We start from the raw sequence: 16,790 nt of genomic DNA, 5'->3' as shown, positions 1-16,790 counted from the left end.
CCCAGCAAGAGGTAGGAGCAATCCATGTGTGGCGTAATCGGAATGGTGGCCAAGGGGCCGGTGAACCAGGACCTCTACGAGGGGCTGACCGTGCTCCAGCACCGGGGTCAGGACGCTGCCGGGATCATCACCTATGACCAGGGGCAGCTGAGTCTGCGCAAGAGCAACGGGCTGGTCCGGGATGTCTTTCGAACCCGGCACATGATGCGCCTGACCGGCAATATCGGCATCGGCCACGTCCGCTACCCCACCGCCGGCTGCGAGAGTTCCGCCGAGGCGCAGCCCTTCTATGTCAATTCGCCCTACGGCATCTCGCTGGCGCACAACGGCAATCTGACCAATACCGAGGAGCTCAAGCAGGAGCTCTTCCGCACCGACCGGCGCCATATCAACACCAATTCCGACTCCGAGATCCTGCTCAATATCCTCGCCCACGAGCTGAGTGTCTCGCCCCACGACCGACTCGAGCCCGGCGACCTGTTCAGCGCCGTCGAGCAGGTCCACCGACGCTGCCACGGGGCCTACTCGGCCGTGGCGATGATCAACGGCTACGGTATCCTTGCCTTCCGGGATCCTTTTGGAATCCGCCCGCTGTGCTTTGGCGAGCGCGATACCGAGCAGGGGCGGGAGTACCTGATCGCCTCCGAGAGCGTGTCCCTGGACATGCTCGGCTTCCGCCTGGTGCGCGAGGTAGCCCCGGGCGAGGCGATCTTCATCGACATGGCTGGCGAGCTCCACACCCGGCAGTGTGCCGAGGATCCGGTCCATGCGCCGTGCCTGTTCGAGTACGTCTACCTCTCCCGGCCCGACTCCATCGTCGACGGGGTGGCCGTGCACAAGGCGCGGTTGCGCATGGGTGAGCGGCTGGCCGCGAAGATCCGGCGCGAGTGGCCCGAGCACGATATCGATGTGATCATCCCGATCCCGGACACCAGCCGTACGGTGGCGATGCAGCTGGCCTATCAGCTGGGTGTGGAGTCCCGTGAGGGCTTCATCAAGAACCGCTACGTGGGGCGTACGTTCATCATGCCCGGGCAGGCGGCGCGCAAGAAGTCAGTACGTCAGAAGCTCAACCCCATTCCGCTGGAGTTCGAGGGCAAGAACGTCCTGCTGGTGGATGACTCGGTCGTCCGCGGCACCACCTCGCAGCAGTTGGTGCAGCTGGCCCGGGAGTCCGGGGCGCGGCGGGTCTACCTGGCCTCTGCGGCGCCGCCGGTGCGTTACCCCAATGTCTACGGCATCGATATGCCCGCCCCCGAGGAACTCATCGCTCACAATCGGGACGAGGCCGAGATCACCGAGGCCATCGGGGCCGACCGAATGATCTACCAGGAACTCGCTGACCTGGAGGCCGCCGTGGCCGATGGCAATCCGCAGATCCGGCAGTTCGACAGCTCGTGCTTCAATGGTCAGTACGTCACCGGTGGCGTGAGCCAGGACTACCTGCGTGGCCTGTCCCAGGCGCGGGCCGATGCCGCCAGGGAAAAGGCGCGCAGCGACCAGGACTTGGAGATCGTGGATGTGCACAACCAGGCCTGACGACGAGCCGCTCTCCGGGTTTGATTCCCGGGCGGTGCGAGCCGGGCAGGTGCGGACCGATGGCCAGGAGCAGTCGGAGCCCATCTACCCGACCTCGAGCTTCACCTTTGAGAGCGCCGCTCAGGCGGCCGCCCGGTTCTCCGGCGAGGAGCCGGGCAACGTCTACTCGCGTTTCACCAATCCAACGGTGCGGACCTTCTGCGACCGCCTGGCGGCCCTGGAGGGCGGTCAGGCCTGCGTCGGGACGGCCTCGGGCATGTCCGCGGTCCTGGCGACGTGCCTTGGCCTGCTGCAGTCCGGGGACCACGTGGTCGCGTCGCGGACCCTGTTCGGGACCACGCTGTCGCTGTTCACCAAGTACCTGCCGCGCTGGGGGATCGAGGTCAGCTGGGTGCCGTTGAGCGACGAGGGGGCCTGGGCCGGGGCGATCCAGCCGAATACGCGTCTGCTCTTCGCCGAGACGCCCTCCAACCCGCTCAACGAGGTCGCTGACATCCGCCGCCTGGCGGAGATCGCGCACGCCCACGACGCCCTGCTGGCGATCGACAACTGCTTCTGTACCCCCGCCCTGCAGCGGCCCCTGGAGCTTGGGGCCGATCTGGTGGTCCACTCGGCGACCAAGTACCTGGATGGCCAGGGGCGCTGTGTCGGCGGCGCGGTGGTGGGCGACGCCCAGCGGGTGGGCGAAGAGATCCACGGTTTCATCCGCACTGCCGGGCCGTGCATGAGTCCTTTCAATGCCTGGGTGTTTCTCAAGGGGCTGGAGACGCTTTCGCTGCGCATGCGCGCCCACAGTAGCCATGCCCAGCAGGTGGCCGAGTGGCTGCGGGATCATCCGCGGGTCGAGCGGGTCTACTACGCGGGGCTGCCGGACCATCCGCACCACCGGCTGGCGGCGGCGCAGCAGAGTGGCTTTGGCGGGATCGTTGCCTTCGAGCTGGCTGGCGGACGGGAGGCGGCCTGGCGCGTGATCGATAGCACCCGCATGCTGTCGATCACCGGCAACCTCGGCGATACCAAGTCCACCATCACGCACCCGGCGACCACCACCCACGGCACCATCACCGACGAACTGAGGGCGGCGGCCGGCATCGGCGAGGGGCTGGTCCGGATCTCCGTCGGCCTGGAGGATCCGGCGGACATCATCCGCGACCTGGAGCGCGGCCTGGGCAGCGCCTGAGCGGTCGGGTTGCTCAGGCGGTAGGCAGATCCGCCGTGTGGGCGCGGATGGTGTTCAGCAGACCGCTGTGGACCTTGGGGGCGCCGGCGACGACATGGCCGGTGGCGAGGGCGCGATCCTCGCCCGTGATGTCCGTCACAATGCCGCCGGCCTCACGGACCAGCAGGGTGCCGCCGGCGATGTCCCACGGTTTCAGGCCCAACTCGAAGTAGCCGTCCAGCCGCCCGGCGGCGACGTAGGCCAGGTCCAGTGCCGCGGAGCCGGCACGGCGCATGTCTTCGGCGTGCTCGGTCAGGGCGGAGAACATCCGCAGGTAGGCCGGCATCAGGGCCTGGTTCTTGAACGGAAAGCCGGTCCCGATCATCGCCCCGTCCACCCCGCGGCGCTGCGGTACGCGGATGCGGCGGCCGTCGAGCTGCGCCCCGTTGCCCCGTGAGGCGGTGAACAGCTCTTGGCGCAGCGGGTCGTAGACGGCGGCTGCCTCCAGCTGGCCGTCCTTCTGCACAGCGATCGACACGCCGATGTGGGGGTAGCCGCGGAGGAAGTTCGCCGTCCCGTCCAGCGGGTCGATGATCCACGTATACTCCGCCTCACTCTGCGCGCGCCCCTGCAGGCCACTCTCCTCGGCGAGTATGGCGTGCTGCGGGTAGGCGCGCTGGATGGTCTGCACGATCGCCGCCTCGGCCTGGCGATCGATGTCGCAGACGAAGTCGTAGCGTCCCTTGGTCTCGACCCGGACGCGGTCGAGGCGGTCGATGTTGCGGACGATTAGATCACCACCAGCCCGTGCGGCACGGACTGCGATGTTGACCATTGGGTGCATCGGGAAAGCTCCTACGCTGGACGCGGTACAGGATAACAGCAAAACTGATGCGATTCAGACCGGGAGGCCATCTTGAGCCTTGAGCGCACTCGTATTGTGTTGGTCGGGACCACGCACCCCGGCAATATCGGCGCCGCCGCGCGCGCCATGCGCACCATGGGGCTGCGGGATCTGTGTCTGGTGGATCCGCAGTGCGACCCCGATGACCCGGAGGCCGTCGCGCGGGCGGCCGGGGCCGGCGAGGTTCTGGAGCAGGCGCAGCGCTATCCGGATCTCGCCTCGGCGCTGGCCGGCTGTCGTCTGGCCTTCGGGCTCTCGGCGCGTATCCGCGCCGAGCGGCAGCCCCGGCTGGCGCTGCGCCCGGCGGCCGAGTCGGCCGCCGCTGAGGGGGGCGAAGGGGGGTTGGCGTGGGTCTTCGGTCGGGAGCGCACCGGCCTGACCAACGCCGAGCTGGATCATTGCCACTACCTCGTGCAGATCCCGACCGACGCGGATTACAGTTCCCTGAATGTGGCTCAGTCCGTGCAGCTGGTAGCGTGGGAGCTGCGCATGGCGGCCGAGGTGGGGGGCGCACTGCCGCAGCCCGAGACGGAAGAGCCGCCCGCCGCCGTGGATACGCTGGAGCGCTTCTTCGTTCACCTGGAGGAGATGGCCGGTCGAGTCGGCTACCTGGACCGGCACAACCCCGCGCTGACCATGCGGCGGTTGCGCAACATCTTCCGCCGTGCGCGGTTGACCGAGGACGAGGTGCGGATGCTGCGCGGGCTGCTCAGCCACGTGCTCAATCCGCGCCGCTGGCGCAAGTAGGACCGTTGTAAAGGGTAAATGGATGCTGCGACGCCTGCGTGAGGACATCCGGTGTGTCATGGATCGCGATCCGGCCGCCCGGAACGCCTTCCATGTGGTGACCACCTATCCCGGTTTCCACGCCCTGATCCTGCACCGCATCAGCGCGCGGCTCTGGCGCTGGCGGCTGCGATGGCTGGCGCGCATGCTGGGGCTGTTCAGCCGCTGGGTCACGGGGATCGAGATCCACCCGGCGGCGCGCATCGGCCGGCGCTTCTTCATCGACCACGGTATGGGGGTGGTCATTGGTGAGACTGCAGACATCGGCGACGACGTCACCCTCTACCACGGCGTCACCCTGGGCGGGACCAGCTGGCAGTCGGGCAAGCGCCACCCGACCCTGGGCAATGACGTCGTGGTCGGCGCCGGCGCCAAGCTGCTTGGACCCATCCGTGTGGGTGGCGGGGCGCGCATCGGCTCGAATGCTGTGGTGCTCAAGGATGTCCCCGACGGGGCGACTATGGTGGGGATCCCGGCGCGCCAGGTCGGCGAGCGCAAGCGCGACGTTGACGGGGACGAGCAGCGAGCCCGGGTGGCGCGGCGAATTGGCTTCGATGCTTACGGGACCACCGAGATGCCGGACCCGGTGGCCCAGGCGGTGAACGCGATCCTCGATCATATCCACGTCACCGATCGGCGCATTGAGGAGCTGTGCAGCGCCGTGCAGCAGATGGGCGGGCGGCTTGAAGAGACCCGCGTGCCGGATCTGGAGGTCGACGAGACGTCGGTCGAGAAGGCGTGCGGCGAGCACCACCGGGACGCTTCCCGCTAGCTGCCGGAACCCCCTAGAATGCAGACAGATGCGCCGTTACGGCGCGCCCAGTGACAGGAGGCAAGTCATGCCCGTAACCCTGACCGAACGTGCCGCGCGGCATGTCGAGAAGATGCTCGCCAGCCAGGATGCTGACCGGGCCCACGGCCTGCGCCTGGGGATCAAGGCCAGTGGCTGCTCCGGCTTCGCCTACGTGGTCGATTACGCCGAGGAGATCGGCGATCAGGATCTTGTCGTCGAGAGCCACGGGGTGAAGGTGGTGATGGCGCAACAGCACCGGCCGTTTCTGGAAGGCACCGAGGTGGACTACGTGCGCGACGGTATCAATTACCGTTTCGATTTCCGCAACCCGAACGTCCGCGATCTGTGTGGGTGCGGCGAGAGCTTTGCCGTGTGAACGGCCCAACCGCGGCGAGATTGTCGGCGCCCGGAACGGAGGGGTAGACTGTCCGACTGCCCAAGGCGCCGCAGCATTCCAGCGCTGCGGCTTTTTTGTTGAACGCGAGCATTCATCAGTCAGGAGATCCTAATGGCCGTCGAGCGAACCCTTTCCATCATCAAGCCGGATGCCGTAGCGCAGAACGCGATCGGCGAGATCCTTGCCCGCTTCGAGCGCTCTGGCCTGCGCGTGGTGGCTGTCCGCATGGTGCGGCTGAGCACCGAGCAGGCCGAGAGCTTCTACGCTGTGCACAGGGAGCGTCCGTTCTTCAATGACCTGGTCGGCTTCATGACCTCCGGGCCGGTGATGGTGCAGGTTCTCGAGGGCGAGGACGCCATCCGCAAGAACCGCGAGATCATGGGCGCCACCAACCCCAAGGAGGCGGCTGCAGGCACCCTCCGCCACGACTACGCGGAGAGCATCGATGCCAATGCGGTCCACGGGTCGGACAGCCCCGAGACGGCGGAACAGGAGATCGAGTTCTTCTTCAAGGCCGATGAGATCTGCTCCCGCTGACCACGAGGCGGTGCACGCCGAGCGCCAGTCGGGCCCGGTCGAGCTGCTCGGGCTCGATCGGCCGCGGCTGGCCGCTTTCTTCGATGCCCTGGGCGAAAAGCGGTTCCGCGCCCGGCAGATGATGCAGTGGCTGCATCAGCGCCACGTCTACGATTTCGACGAGATGACCGACCTGAGCAAGGCGCTGCGCCAGCGGCTGCGCGAGAACGCCCGGGTCGGTCTGCCCGAGGTGGCCGCCGACCAGCAGGCCAGCGACGGCACCCGCAAGTGGGTGGTGCGCCTGGCCGACGGCAACTGTGTCGAGGCCGTCTACATCCCGGAGCCGAAGCGTGGGACGCTGTGCGTCTCCTCGCAGGCCGGCTGCCCGATGGGCTGCACCTTCTGCGCTACGGCGGAGGGCGGGTTCTCGCGGAATCTCAGCGCCGCCGAGATCGTCGGTCAGGTTCACATCGCGCGCCGCCACCTGCCGGAGGGGGCGATCACCAACATCGTCTTCATGGGCATGGGCGAGCCGCTGCTCAACTTCGACCCGGTCATCTCGGCGTCGCGGGTGTTCACCGACGATTTCGGGTTCGTTCTCTCCAAGCGTCGGGTCACGATCTCGACCTCGGGAGTGGTCCACGCCATCGAGCGGATGCAGCGCATCACGGACGTGAGTCTGGCGGTCTCACTGCACGCTCCGAATAACGAGCTGCGCAACGGGCTGGTTCCGCTCAATCGCAAGAACCCTCTGGAGCGCCTGCTGCCGGCCTGCCACGCGTACATCGCCGACAAGCCCCATAGGCGCATCACCTGGGAGTACGTCATGCTCGATGGGGTCAACGACCAAGACGAGCACGCCCGGGAGCTGATCGAGCGGCTGCGGGGGATTCCGTCCAAGGTGAACCTGATCCCGTTCAATCCCTACCCGGGGGCACGCTACGGCCGCTCGCCACAGCGGCGGGTGCGCCGCTTCGCGGATCGACTGCTCGAGCACGGCCTGACCGCGACCATCCGCGAAACCCGTGGTGATGATATCGATGGGGCGTGCGGCCAGCTCGTCGGCGAGATCCGCGATGCGCGGCCCAGTAAGGTGGCGGGAACGGCGTGAAGCGCACGGGGCCCATGCTGGCGGCCCTGCTGGCGGTCGGGTGCGCTGCCGGGCCCGAGATGCCGGATGACCAGCGCGCAGCCGACAGCCACGCCGGGGCAGGGCTTCATCTGATCGCCCATGCGCAGCCGGAGGCCGCCCGCTCGCGCCTGGAGCGGGCGTTGCAGATCGATGGAGAACACCCACAGGCGCTTTCCGGCATGGGGCTCGTGGCCGAGTCGCAGGGCGATCTGGAGATGGCCCACGAATACCATCGGCGTGCCGCGCAGGCCGCTCCGGACTCGGGGCCTATCCTGAACAACCGGGGGCGGAGTCTGTGCCGTGCCGGGCAAGTGGATGAGGCGCTGGAGGTCTTCGGGGATGCCGCCGGGGCGGGTGGCTATGATTCCGCCGAAGTGCCGTTGACCAACGCCGCCCGCTGCGCCCTCGATGCGGGGCGCGAGGATGCCGCTGCCCGCCGCGCCGATGCTGCCGTCGAGGCGGCACCGGGGTTTGCCCCGGCGCGTGTGGTGCGCGGGGAGCTGCGTTACCGCCAGGGGGCGCTGGAGGCGGCCGCCGAAGACTTGGAACGTGCCCGTGACAGCGGTGGCGCCGGGGCGCGCGGCCTTTACTGGTCGGCACGCGTGGCGGCCGAGCAGGGGCGGCCGGAGGAGGCGGCCGCCTTCGCCGAGATGCTGGCCGAGCGTTTCCCTGGTTCGGGGTGGAACGAACGTTTGCACGCGGATGAGGTCGGGCCATGACTGATGAAACGGGGCAGGACGACAGCGACGGGGCGCGGCCCCGGGCCGATGCCCCGGATGATGCCGGGGACAAGGGCGCCCGGCCGTCGCCGGGGCAGCAACTGCGCCGCGCCCGTGAGGCGCAGGGGCGTACCGTGCGTGCGGTGGGGTCGAGTCTCAACCTGTCGGCGGACCGGGTGACGGCCCTCGAGGAAGATGACGACGAACGTCTGCCGCCGCCAACCTTCGTGCGCGGTTACCTACGCGCCTATGCGCGCCTGGTCGAACTCGATCCCGAGGCGGTGGTCGAGGCGTACAACCGGCGCCGGGGCAGCGATCCGGCCAGCGAGGAGCGGGCCGTGGGCAATGTGGGAGCCGTTGAGCCCCGACCGGCCGGGCGCCGCCGGCGGCGCTGGTTGCCGTTGATGCTCCTTGTGCTGCTGCTCGCCGTGGCCGTGGTGATGACCGCAATCCTGCTCGATGGTGGCGAGCCGGAACCGACAGGCCCGGGCGAGGACGGTGCACAGGCCCGGGAGGCCTCCGCCGCGCAGGTGGGCACGCCGGTCGCCGGTGTGCCTTGGACGTCGATGGAGTCGGAGTAGCGTTTTGTCAAAAAAGGGGATTCAGAGCGTTCGCGGGTTCTCGGATATCCTTCCGGAGGAGAGCCCGCTGTGGCAGCGCGCCGAGTCGGTGATCCGCCGGGTCCTGGAGGCCTACGGTTATCGCGAGATCCGGCTGCCGGTGCTCGAGCGCACCGAGCTGTTCAGCCGGTCCATCGGTGAGGTCACCGATATCGTCGAGAAGGAGATGTACACCTTCGACGATCGCAATGGCGACAGCGTCACGTTGCGCCCTGAGGGTACGGCCGGCTGTGTACGCGCCGGCATCCAGTCCGGTCTGCTGCACAATGCCGAGCCGCGGCTCTGGTACGCCGGCCCCATGTTCCGGCACGAGCGGCCGCAGAAGGGGCGGCTGCGGCAGTTCCATCAGGTCGGGGCCGAGGTTTTCGGGATCCCCGGGCCCGAGCTCGACGCCGAGATGATCATCATGACCGCGCGCATGCTGCGTGAGCTGGGACTGCCCGATGTGCGCCTGCAGCTCAATTCGCTCGGCACCCCGGAGAGCCGCGCGGCCCATCGCGAGGAGTTGGTCGCCTACCTGCGCCGCCACGAGGACCGGCTCGACGAGGACGCGCGGCGACGCCTGGAGACAAATCCGCTGCGCATCTTCGACAGCAAGAACCCGGAAGTGCAGCAGATCATGGCCGATGCGCCACGGCTGATGGACTGCCTCGATGCTACCTCGGCGGAACACTTCGACACGGTACGGAACCTGCTTGAGCGGGCCGGCGTCGAATACGAGGTGAATCCCTCGCTGGTGCGGGGGCTCGACTACTACACGCGCACGGTCTTCGAATGGGTGACCGATCGACTCGGTGCCCAGGGCACGGTCTGCGCCGGCGGGCGCTTCGACGGGCTGGTCGAGCAGCTCGGTGGCCGCCCGACCCCGGCGATCGGTTTCGCCCTGGGATTGGAGCGGTTGGTGGCGTTGCTCGAGGAACAGGGGGTGCCCGGTCAGGGCGGGGTGCCCCACGCCTACCTGGTGGTGGCCACCGAGGTCGGGGCCGGGCTGGAGACGGCTGAGGCCCTGCGTGACGCGCTGCCGGAACTGCGTCTGCAGACCCATGCCGGCGGTGGCGGCTTTAAGGCGCAGCTCAAGCGCGCCGACCGCAGTGGTGCCCGGGTGGCCCTGATTCTCGGTGACGAGGAGCATGCGGCCGGTGCACTGACGATCAAGGATCTGCGTGGCGAAGACGGGCAGCAGCGGCTGCCCTTCGACGACGCAGTCAAATATCTGCGAGGGCTGATCGGGGCGTAGCCCCGGTCGCTGGCAAGGGGACTGGAGATGGAGCGCACCGACGACGAACAGCTTCAGCAGCTCAAGGACTGGTGGCGGCGCAACGGTGGGTCGATCATGCTGGGTTTGACCGCGGCGCTGCTGATCGTGGCCGGCTGGTGGGGCTACGGCACCTGGCAAGAGCGAGGCGCGCAGCAGGCCGCCGCGGCCTACGCCGAGTTCCTGCAGGCCACCCGGTCCGGTGAGCCCGAGATGGCCGAGCAGGCGGGCCAGCGGGTGCTCGACGATCACGCCCGCAGCGGTTACGCAGGGCTGACTGCGTTGCGCATGGCCCGTATCCAGGCCGAAGCCGGCGCGTACCGGCGTGCGGCGGAGACGCTCGGCTGGTTGATCGACAACGCCGACCATAGCGCCATGGCGGAGCTCGCCCGGCTGCGCCAGGCCCGGGTCCTCGGCGAGGTTGACGCGGAGGAGGCCCTGGCGGCGCTGGAGGGTTCTGTCTCGGCTGGTTTTGCGGCCGCCTATGCCGAGCTGCGTGGTGACCTGCTCCGCGAGCTCGGTCGCTATGACGAGGCCACCGAAGCGTATCAGCAGGCGCTGGATCAGGAAGGATTGGGCGCACAGTCACGCGAGCTGGTCCGCCTGAAGCTGCAGGCCGTGGAGAGTGAGGCGTGATCCGCGCGGGACTGCGTTCCATCGGGGTTGCTGCGGTGCTCGGCATGGCGGCCGGTTGCGCGCTGCAGGATCCGCTGCCCAACCCGCAGGTCGAGGCCACCGACACGCTGGATGTCGAACTGGTCTGGAGCGGGCGGCCGGTGGGCAGCCTGGAGTCCGGCGCCTTCGCTCTGGAGCCGGCTTACGCGGACGGCGTGCTGTACGTGGCTGACGCCCGCGGCTGGGTCCGGGCCCTCGATGCCGAGACCCGCGAGGGGCTGTGGCACGATCGCCTAAACCGTCCCCTGTCCGCCGGTCCGGTGGTCGCCGGTGACCGCTTGCTGGTGGGGGATCGCAAGGGGCGGGTCTACGCGTACGAACGGGACAGCGGCGAGCCGGCGTGGATGACCGGCCTCTCGGCCCAAGTGCTGGCGAGCCCGCGCTACACCCGCGGGATGGTGGTGGCGCGTAGCGCCGATGGCCGGATCTACGGCCTCGACGCCGAGGACGGGTCGCGGCAGTGGATTTTCGACCGCAGCATCCCCGCCCTGACCCTGCGTCGCAACAGCGCGCCGGCGGTCAGCGGCGGTACCGCGGTGGTGGGTCTGCAGAACGGGCGACTGGTGGCGCTGAACGTGGCCGATGGCAGCGTGCGCTGGGAGCACACCCTCACCGAGCCGCGGGGACGGACTGAACTCGAGCGTATGTCGGACATCGCCGCCGATCCGGTCATTCACCGCGGTGCCGCCTACGCCGTGGCCTATCAGGGGGCGATCGGTTCGGTCCGCATCGCCAACGGGGCCCAGGCCTGGAGCCGGGATGTGGCAAGCCATCGAGGGCTGGTCGCTCAGGGCGAGGAGGTCTACCTGGCCGCCGATGACGGGCGGGTCTGGGCCTTCGATCGGCGTAACGGTGCCACCGCCTGGCGACAGGAGGCCCTCGAGGGGCTGGCCCTAACGCGCCCTGTGGTCCACGAGGGCTACCTGGTGATGGGCGACGATGCCGGACACGTCAACTGGCTGCGCCTGCGCGACGGAGAGCTGGTGGCGCGGGAGCGCCTCTCTGACGTGCCCCTGGAGAGGCCTCCGGTGGTCACCGGCGACGGCGATGTCTACGTCTTGGATGCCCGCGGCCGCATGACGGCGCTGCGCCTGCATTAGGCGCGGCGCCTGCGGGCGCCGCTACTGGCACTCCCCCACGGAGGTGGGGCGGCAGCGCCGGCCGTCGGTCCACAGGGTGCTGCCGAGGCGGGCCTCGGTGAACTCGGCGCCGCTGAGGTCCGCGCCGCGCAGGTCGGCCCGCCCCAAGTCGGCGTCCGTGAAGTCCACATCGACTAGGTTCGCATCGCGCAGATCCACTTGCCGCATCTCCGCTCCCGAGAGGTTGGCCCCCTCTAGATCCGCGCCGTTGAGATCGGCCCCGGCCAGCTTCGCCCTCGCTGCCTGCAGCTCGCGCAGGCCCGTGCGCCGCAGCGAGGCACCGCTCAGATCGGCGTCCTGCAGGCTGGCGCCGCGCATGCGGGCGCTGTTGAGGTCGATACCGGTGGCGATGGCGCCGTCGAGCCGGGCACCCTCAAAATCGGCGCGGCCTGCCCGGGCGTCTCGCAGGTCGCTGCCCGAGAGGTCGGCGTCGGTAAAATCCCCGGAGCTCAGCCGGGCCCGCGACAGGTTGGCGTCGCGCAGGTTGACGCCGGCGGCGCTGACACTGGTCAGGTCTGCCCGCCGCAGGTGGGCCCCCTCCAGGTTGGCCCCTTCCAGTCGGCTGCGTCCGAGTACCGCCCCCTCTAGGTCCTCACCGGCGAGCTGTGCCTCGCTCAGGTCGCAGTTGAACCAGTTGACGCCGGGGGCGGGCGCGTCATTGCAGGTGGCCAGGGCCGGTGATACGCTCGCGCCCAACATCGCCACCGCGGCGACTCTGCATACGTGCCGTCTCATCAGCCTTTCGTCTTCTTGTTCGTTTGCGTTCGTGTCGCAGGCCCCCTCGGCCTCGACGGCATATCCCACTAAACGATATACGAGGTGAATCAATGCGGCTCATTCTATTAGGCCCTCCGGGCGCCGGGAAAGGTACGCAGGCTGCCCATATCTGTGAGGCCTTCGGCATCCCTCAGATCTCCACCGGTGACATGCTGCGCGCCGCCGTCAAGGCCGGCACCCCGCTCGGGCAGCAGGCCAAGAAGATCATGGATGAGGGTGGCCTCGTGTCGGACGATATCATCCTTGGCCTGATCGAGGAGCGGGTCGCTCAGCCAGACTGCGGCAACGGCTTCCTGTTCGATGGTTTCCCGCGGACGATCGCCCAGGCGGATGGCCTGAACGAGCAGGGGATCGGCATCGATGCCGTGGTCGAGATCCAGGTGCCCGACGAGGAGATCGTCGATCGGATGGCCGGGCGGCGCGTCCATCCCGGTTCCGGGCGGGTCTACCACATCAAGCACAATCCGCCCCGCGAAGAGGGCAAGGACGACGTCACCGGCGAAGACCTGGTCCAGCGCGATGACGATCGCGAGGAAACCGTCCGCCACCGCCTTTCGGTGTATCACGAGCAGACCCGGCCGCTGGTCGACTACTATTCCCAGTGGGCGCAAAAGGGTGGTGCCGATGCGCCCGCCTACATCACCGTCGACGGGCAGCGGCCCGTGGAGACGGTGCGGGACGAGATCCTCGCCGCGCTCAAGGCGCGTTGATCGGACAGGCGGCGAGGGCTTGTCGGCCCTCGCCGCTTTCTGGAGGTGTGCCTGGCCATGTGGATTCGACGTCTGCTTGCCGTCCTGCTCGCCTACTTCCTCTCGGCCGTGCCGCTGGGCAGTGCCGAGACAACGCCGGACGCCGATGAGGAAGCGGCCGGTACGGCGCTGATGCTCGAGGTCAAGGGGCCCATCGGCCCGGCAACCACCGACTATATCGTCCGCGGCCTCGCCGAGGCGCAGGAGCGCGGCGCCAGGCTGGTCATCCTGCGCATGAACACCCCGGGCGGCCTCGATGACGCCATGCGCGACATCATCAGCGAGATCCTCGCCAGCGAAATCCCCGTGGCCACCTATGTCGCGCCCAGTGGTTCCCGGGCGGCGAGTGCCGGGACCTACATCCTCTACGCCTCCCATGTTGCGGCCATGGCGCCGGCAACCAACCTGGGTGCGGCCACGCCGGTGCAGATCGGCGGTGGCGGTGGTGGGATCTTCCCCGGCGGGGACGACGAGGAGCGCGACGGCGAGGGCTTCGACGAACTCCAGGATCTGCTCGGCGAGGACGACGACGAGGAAGCCCGCGACGAGGACGAGCCGGCGGAAGAGCGGGCGGACGAGCGCCCGGATGCCATGGAGCGCAAGATCATTGAGGACGCGGTCTCCTACATCAAGGGCCTGGCCGAGCTGCGCGGGCGCAACGCCGAGTGGGCGGAGAAGGCGGTGCGCGAGTCGGTGAGCGCCTCGGCCAGCGAGGCGGCCGAGCTGGGGGTGATCGACTTTGTCGCCGAGGACGTGGACGAACTCCTCGCCAAGGCCGACGGCATGGTGGTCAAGTTCCCGGTGGGCGAGCGCGCTATCGAGACCGCCGGTCTGGAGGTGGAGCTGCTCGAGCCGGATTGGCGCAACCGCCTGCTGGCGGTGATCACCAATCCCAACGTGGCCTATATCCTGATGCTGGTCGGGATCTACGGCATCATCTTCGAGCTGATCAATCCCGGCTCCCTGGTGCCGGGGGTGCTCGGCGGCATCAGCCTGCTGCTGGCGCTTTACGCCTTCCAGGCCCTGCCGATCACCTACGCCGGGTTGGGGCTGATCGGGCTGGGGATCGCCTTCATGATCGCCGAGGCGTTCATGCCCAGTTTCGGGATCATGGGCATCGGTGGAGCCGTTGCCTTTGTGCTCGGTTCGATCATGCTGTTCGATACCGATCTCGAGGCCTTCCAGGTCTCGATCGGCCTGATCGCCGGGTTTACGGTCGCTAGCCTGATCGTCTTCACCGGGGTGGCCACCATGGCCGCTCGGGCGTGGCGACGGCCGAAGCTCGGCGGGGCCGATGAGCTGATCGATGCCGAGGCCATCGCCGAGGAGGCTTTCGATGCCACGGGCCATGTGCGCTACGCCGGCGAGCGCTGGAATGCCGTGGCGGTCCGCCCGGTGCGTAGCGGTCAGCGGGTGCGGGTGGTCAGCAAGGAGGGACTGACGTTGAGGGTCGAACCCAATGAGTGAACCGGGGATGGATTCGGACACGATCTACCAGGAGGCGCTGAGCCGGGTGCACCAGGTGCTGGAGCGGGCCCGGGCCACGGACCTGCCGGAGCCTACCGCCGGCGTTCTGGCGACGGTCGGCCCCGACGGCTGGCCGGCGGCGCGGACGGTGTTGCTCAAACAGCTGGACCACCAGGGCGCCGTGTTCTACACCAATCGCAACAGCCGCAAGGGGCAGCACCTGGCGGCCAATCCCCGCGCGGCGCTGTGCTTCCATTTCCAGCCCCTCTACGAGCAGGTCGAGATTCGCGGCGTGGTAGCAGCGGTGAGTGCGAGTGAGGCGGACCACTACTGGGCGCAGCGGGAGCGGCTCAGCCAGCTGGGAGCGTGGGCCTCGCATCAGTCCGACCCGCTGGCCAGCCGTCACGAGCTGGAGGCCCGCCTGGAGGAGGTCGAGTCGCGCTTCCCGGAGCGGGTGCCGCGTCCCCCGCACTGGTCCGGTTACCGTATAATCCCGTCCAGTATCGAACTCTGGTCGGCCGGTGACGGACGCCTGCATCAGCGCGAGCGATACGAGCACCGACCGGACGGCTGGAGCCATTTCCTGCTCAATCCGTGATGGGCGTATCGGGCCGAAAGGGAGCGTGATGGAGGATCTGTCCAGGTACTCGGTGGAGCAGTTGCGCGACCTGCGCAAGGATGTGGAACGCGAGATCGAGCGCCGTCGCCGGGAGAACATCGTCCAGGCGCGGCGCGAGCTGAAAGCCATCGCCGAGCGCTACGGATTCGCCCTCAGCGATCTGCTTGAGGGCATGCGCGGGACGGGGGACTCCGGCTAGTGGCGCTGGCGGTCCGTGGCCTCGGCGCAGGCGCGCAGCCGGGTGGAGACCTCCACAGGGTAGAGGTCCGGCTCCGCCTCCAGCGCGCGGCAGGCCTCGGGCAGGGCGGCGAGCCCCTCCCGCACTCGCTCGCGGATGGCGGCGGTGCCCTCCGGGGAGCGGGTACGCTGGCCGCCGTCCATGACTTCGGTGAGCAATGGCGCCCCGGGCAGCTCCTCCTCGGCTAGGCAGAGGGTGTCGCCGGCGGCCACACCATCGACGAAGCGCCGCCGGACCTGCTTGCGGCCCGGCCAGTGCATCTTCCCCACGGAGCGTTTGCGCCGGGCAACGCCGCGATACTCCTGTAGCTTGTACGCCATGTCCAGGTGGGGCTGATCGGCGGCGGTGTCCATCCGTGTGCCCAGGCCGAAACCGTCGATGGGGGCTGCGTCGGCGCGCAGGCGGGCGATGGCATACTCATCCAGGTCACCGCTGACCAGGATGCGCACCTGCTCCAGCCCACCCTCGTCCAGGATGCGGCGCACGCGTCTGGCTTCGGCCCCGAGGTCGCCGCTGTCGATGCGCACGCCGTGGACGGGGTGGCCCTCCCGGGCAAGCTGGATCGTCTTCCGAGCCCCGTCGGCGGTGTCGTAGGTGTCGATCAGCAGCACCACGTTCCGCGGATGGGCGGTGGCGAAGGCGCGGAAGGCGTCGATCTCGCGGTCGAAGGCGAGCACGTAGGAGTGGGCCATTGTGCCCACGGTGGGGATGTCGTACCGGGCGCCGGCCAGACAGGTGGCGGTGCCGGCGTAGCCGGCGATCCAGGTGCTGCGTGCAGCGGCCATGGCGGCCTCGGCGCCGTGGGCGCGGCGCATGCCGAAGTCCACCAGGCTGCCGCCCCCGGCGGCCAGTACCGCGCGGGCGGCCTTGCTGGTGAGCAGGCTGTGCAGGTGGACTAGGTTCATGACCCGGCTCTCGATCAGCTGGGCCTCGGGCAGCGGGGCGGTCACACGCAGGATCGGCTCCTGGGGGAAGAGGATGGTGCCGTCCGGCACGGCCTCGACGTGACCGGTAAAGCGCAGCTGTGCCAGTTCTTCGGCCAAGCCGGCGCGGAAGTGTCCGCAGGTCCGGATCCAGTCCAGCTCCGCGTCGCCAAAGCGCATCTCCGTCAGCCAGTCGACCACTGCCTCGATGCCCGCGGCGATGTAGAAACCGCGCCCCGGGGGCAGCCTGCGGCTGAACAGCTCGAAGGAGGCCGGGGCGTCCATGCCCTGCTGGAGGTAGCTGTCGACCATGGTCAGCTGGTAGAGGTCGGTCAGCAGCGGGCTGTGGGCCGGTTCCATGAGAGCTCCCTCGGATGGTGCGA

Annotated in this window: 19 protein-coding genes; 16 read left to right on the top strand and 3 right to left on the bottom strand. The window is 68.8% G+C overall.

Annotated elements, in window-relative coordinates:
* Positions 1 to 24: 24 nt before the first annotated feature.
* Together purF and LRG07_RS01010 are read left to right on the top strand one after the other, a co-directional pair.
* Positions 25 to 1,539 carry an amidophosphoribosyltransferase gene (purF, locus tag LRG07_RS01015; RefSeq protein ID WP_238641582.1) on the top strand — a complete coding sequence of 505 codons (1,515 nt, stop codon included), beginning with the start codon at positions 25 to 27 and terminating at the stop codon, positions 1,537 to 1,539.
* Positions 1,520 to 2,719, top strand: coding sequence for an O-succinylhomoserine sulfhydrylase (locus LRG07_RS01010; protein ID WP_201171551.1), 1,200 nt, complete (start codon positions 1,520 to 1,522; stop codon positions 2,717 to 2,719). The genes purF and LRG07_RS01010 overlap by 20 nt, the downstream gene beginning before the upstream one ends.
* 13 nt (positions 2,720 to 2,732) lie before the next feature.
* On the opposite strand, the gene LRG07_RS01005 is transcribed toward LRG07_RS01010, so the two are convergent.
* Entirely contained in the window at positions 2,733 to 3,542 is an 810-nt protein-coding gene (locus LRG07_RS01005; RefSeq protein ID WP_238641581.1) for an inositol monophosphatase family protein, read from the bottom strand.
* A gap of 72 nt (positions 3,543 to 3,614) precedes the next feature.
* On the opposite strand from LRG07_RS01005, the gene LRG07_RS01000 reads away from it, so the two are divergent.
* The 10 genes from LRG07_RS01000 to bamB all read left to right on the top strand — a co-directional run bounded on the left by LRG07_RS01000 (position 3,615) and on the right by bamB (position 11,595).
* Positions 3,615 to 4,349 carry an RNA methyltransferase gene (locus tag LRG07_RS01000; protein WP_201242090.1) on the top strand — a complete coding sequence of 245 codons (735 nt, stop codon included), beginning with the start codon at positions 3,615 to 3,617 and terminating at the stop codon, positions 4,347 to 4,349.
* Positions 4,350 to 4,371: 22 nt separating this feature from the next.
* Complete coding sequence (cysE, locus tag LRG07_RS00995; RefSeq protein ID WP_201171543.1) at positions 4,372 to 5,160, top strand: serine O-acetyltransferase; 789 nt, start codon at positions 4,372 to 4,374, stop codon at positions 5,158 to 5,160.
* 67 nt (positions 5,161 to 5,227) lie between these two features.
* Complete coding sequence (locus tag LRG07_RS00990) at positions 5,228 to 5,557, top strand: iron-sulfur cluster assembly accessory protein (protein WP_201171540.1); 330 nt, start codon at positions 5,228 to 5,230, stop codon at positions 5,555 to 5,557.
* Between the two features lie 132 nt (positions 5,558 to 5,689).
* Entirely contained in the window at positions 5,690 to 6,115 is a 426-nt protein-coding gene (gene ndk / locus LRG07_RS00985) for a nucleoside-diphosphate kinase (RefSeq protein WP_238641580.1), read from the top strand.
* Positions 6,096 to 7,205 carry a 23S rRNA (adenine(2503)-C(2))-methyltransferase RlmN gene (gene rlmN / locus LRG07_RS00980; RefSeq protein ID WP_238641579.1) on the top strand — a complete coding sequence of 370 codons (1,110 nt, stop codon included), beginning with the start codon at positions 6,096 to 6,098 and terminating at the stop codon, positions 7,203 to 7,205. The genes ndk and rlmN overlap by 20 nt, the downstream gene beginning before the upstream one ends.
* Positions 7,202 to 7,945, top strand: coding sequence for a tetratricopeptide repeat protein (locus LRG07_RS00975; RefSeq protein ID WP_201171536.1), 744 nt, complete (start codon positions 7,202 to 7,204; stop codon positions 7,943 to 7,945). The genes rlmN and LRG07_RS00975 overlap by 4 nt, the downstream gene beginning before the upstream one ends.
* A complete protein-coding gene (locus LRG07_RS00970; protein WP_201171533.1) occupies positions 7,942 to 8,526 on the top strand; it encodes a RodZ family helix-turn-helix domain-containing protein in 585 nt (194 codons plus the stop codon). The genes LRG07_RS00975 and LRG07_RS00970 overlap by 4 nt, the downstream gene beginning before the upstream one ends.
* 4 nt (positions 8,527 to 8,530) lie before the next feature.
* A complete protein-coding gene (gene hisS, locus LRG07_RS00965; RefSeq protein WP_201171530.1) occupies positions 8,531 to 9,802 on the top strand; it encodes a histidine--tRNA ligase in 1,272 nt (423 codons plus the stop codon).
* A gap of 27 nt (positions 9,803 to 9,829) precedes the next feature.
* Positions 9,830 to 10,456 carry a tetratricopeptide repeat protein gene (locus LRG07_RS00960; RefSeq protein ID WP_201171527.1) on the top strand — a complete coding sequence of 209 codons (627 nt, stop codon included), beginning with the start codon at positions 9,830 to 9,832 and terminating at the stop codon, positions 10,454 to 10,456.
* On the top strand, positions 10,453 to 11,595 hold the full coding sequence (bamB, locus tag LRG07_RS00955) for an outer membrane protein assembly factor BamB (protein WP_201242085.1): 1,143 nt from the start codon (positions 10,453 to 10,455) through the stop codon (positions 11,593 to 11,595). Before LRG07_RS00960 ends, bamB begins: the two co-directional genes overlap by 4 nt.
* Before the next feature lie 21 nt (positions 11,596 to 11,616).
* Here the strand turns inward: bamB and LRG07_RS00950 are convergent, their stop codons facing one another.
* Entirely contained in the window at positions 11,617 to 12,369 is a 753-nt protein-coding gene (locus LRG07_RS00950; RefSeq protein WP_201242084.1) for a pentapeptide repeat-containing protein, read from the bottom strand.
* 92 nt (positions 12,370 to 12,461) lie between these two features.
* On the opposite strand from LRG07_RS00950, the gene adk reads away from it, so the two are divergent.
* The 4 genes from adk to LRG07_RS00930 are packed head-to-tail and all read left to right on the top strand — an operon-like array spanning position 12,462 to position 15,445.
* Positions 12,462 to 13,121 carry an adenylate kinase gene (adk, locus tag LRG07_RS00945; protein WP_201171518.1) on the top strand — a complete coding sequence of 220 codons (660 nt, stop codon included), beginning with the start codon at positions 12,462 to 12,464 and terminating at the stop codon, positions 13,119 to 13,121.
* A gap of 57 nt (positions 13,122 to 13,178) precedes the next feature.
* Positions 13,179 to 14,627, top strand: coding sequence for a nodulation protein NfeD (locus LRG07_RS00940; protein ID WP_201171515.1), 1,449 nt, complete (start codon positions 13,179 to 13,181; stop codon positions 14,625 to 14,627).
* Entirely contained in the window at positions 14,620 to 15,225 is a 606-nt protein-coding gene (pdxH, locus tag LRG07_RS00935; protein WP_201171512.1) for a pyridoxamine 5'-phosphate oxidase, read from the top strand. Before LRG07_RS00940 ends, pdxH begins: the two co-directional genes overlap by 8 nt.
* 28 nt (positions 15,226 to 15,253) lie before the next feature.
* Complete coding sequence (locus tag LRG07_RS00930; RefSeq protein ID WP_201171510.1) at positions 15,254 to 15,445, top strand: H-NS histone family protein; 192 nt, start codon at positions 15,254 to 15,256, stop codon at positions 15,443 to 15,445.
* Here LRG07_RS00930 and LRG07_RS00925 read toward each other — a convergent pair.
* Positions 15,442 to 16,767 (bottom strand): nicotinate phosphoribosyltransferase, encoded by a 1,326-nt coding sequence (locus tag LRG07_RS00925; RefSeq protein WP_238641578.1) that lies wholly within the window; start codon positions 16,765 to 16,767, stop codon positions 15,442 to 15,444. The two genes, LRG07_RS00930 and LRG07_RS00925, sit on opposite strands and share 4 nt — an antisense overlap.
* Positions 16,768 to 16,790: the final 23 nt, after the last annotated feature.

The sequence above is a fragment of the Halorhodospira sp. 9622 genome, from assembly GCF_022228025.1.
Taxonomy (GTDB): Bacteria; Pseudomonadota; Gammaproteobacteria; order Nitrococcales; family Halorhodospiraceae; genus Halorhodospira; species Halorhodospira halophila_A.
This window is presented reverse-complemented; position numbering and strand designations above follow the sequence as displayed.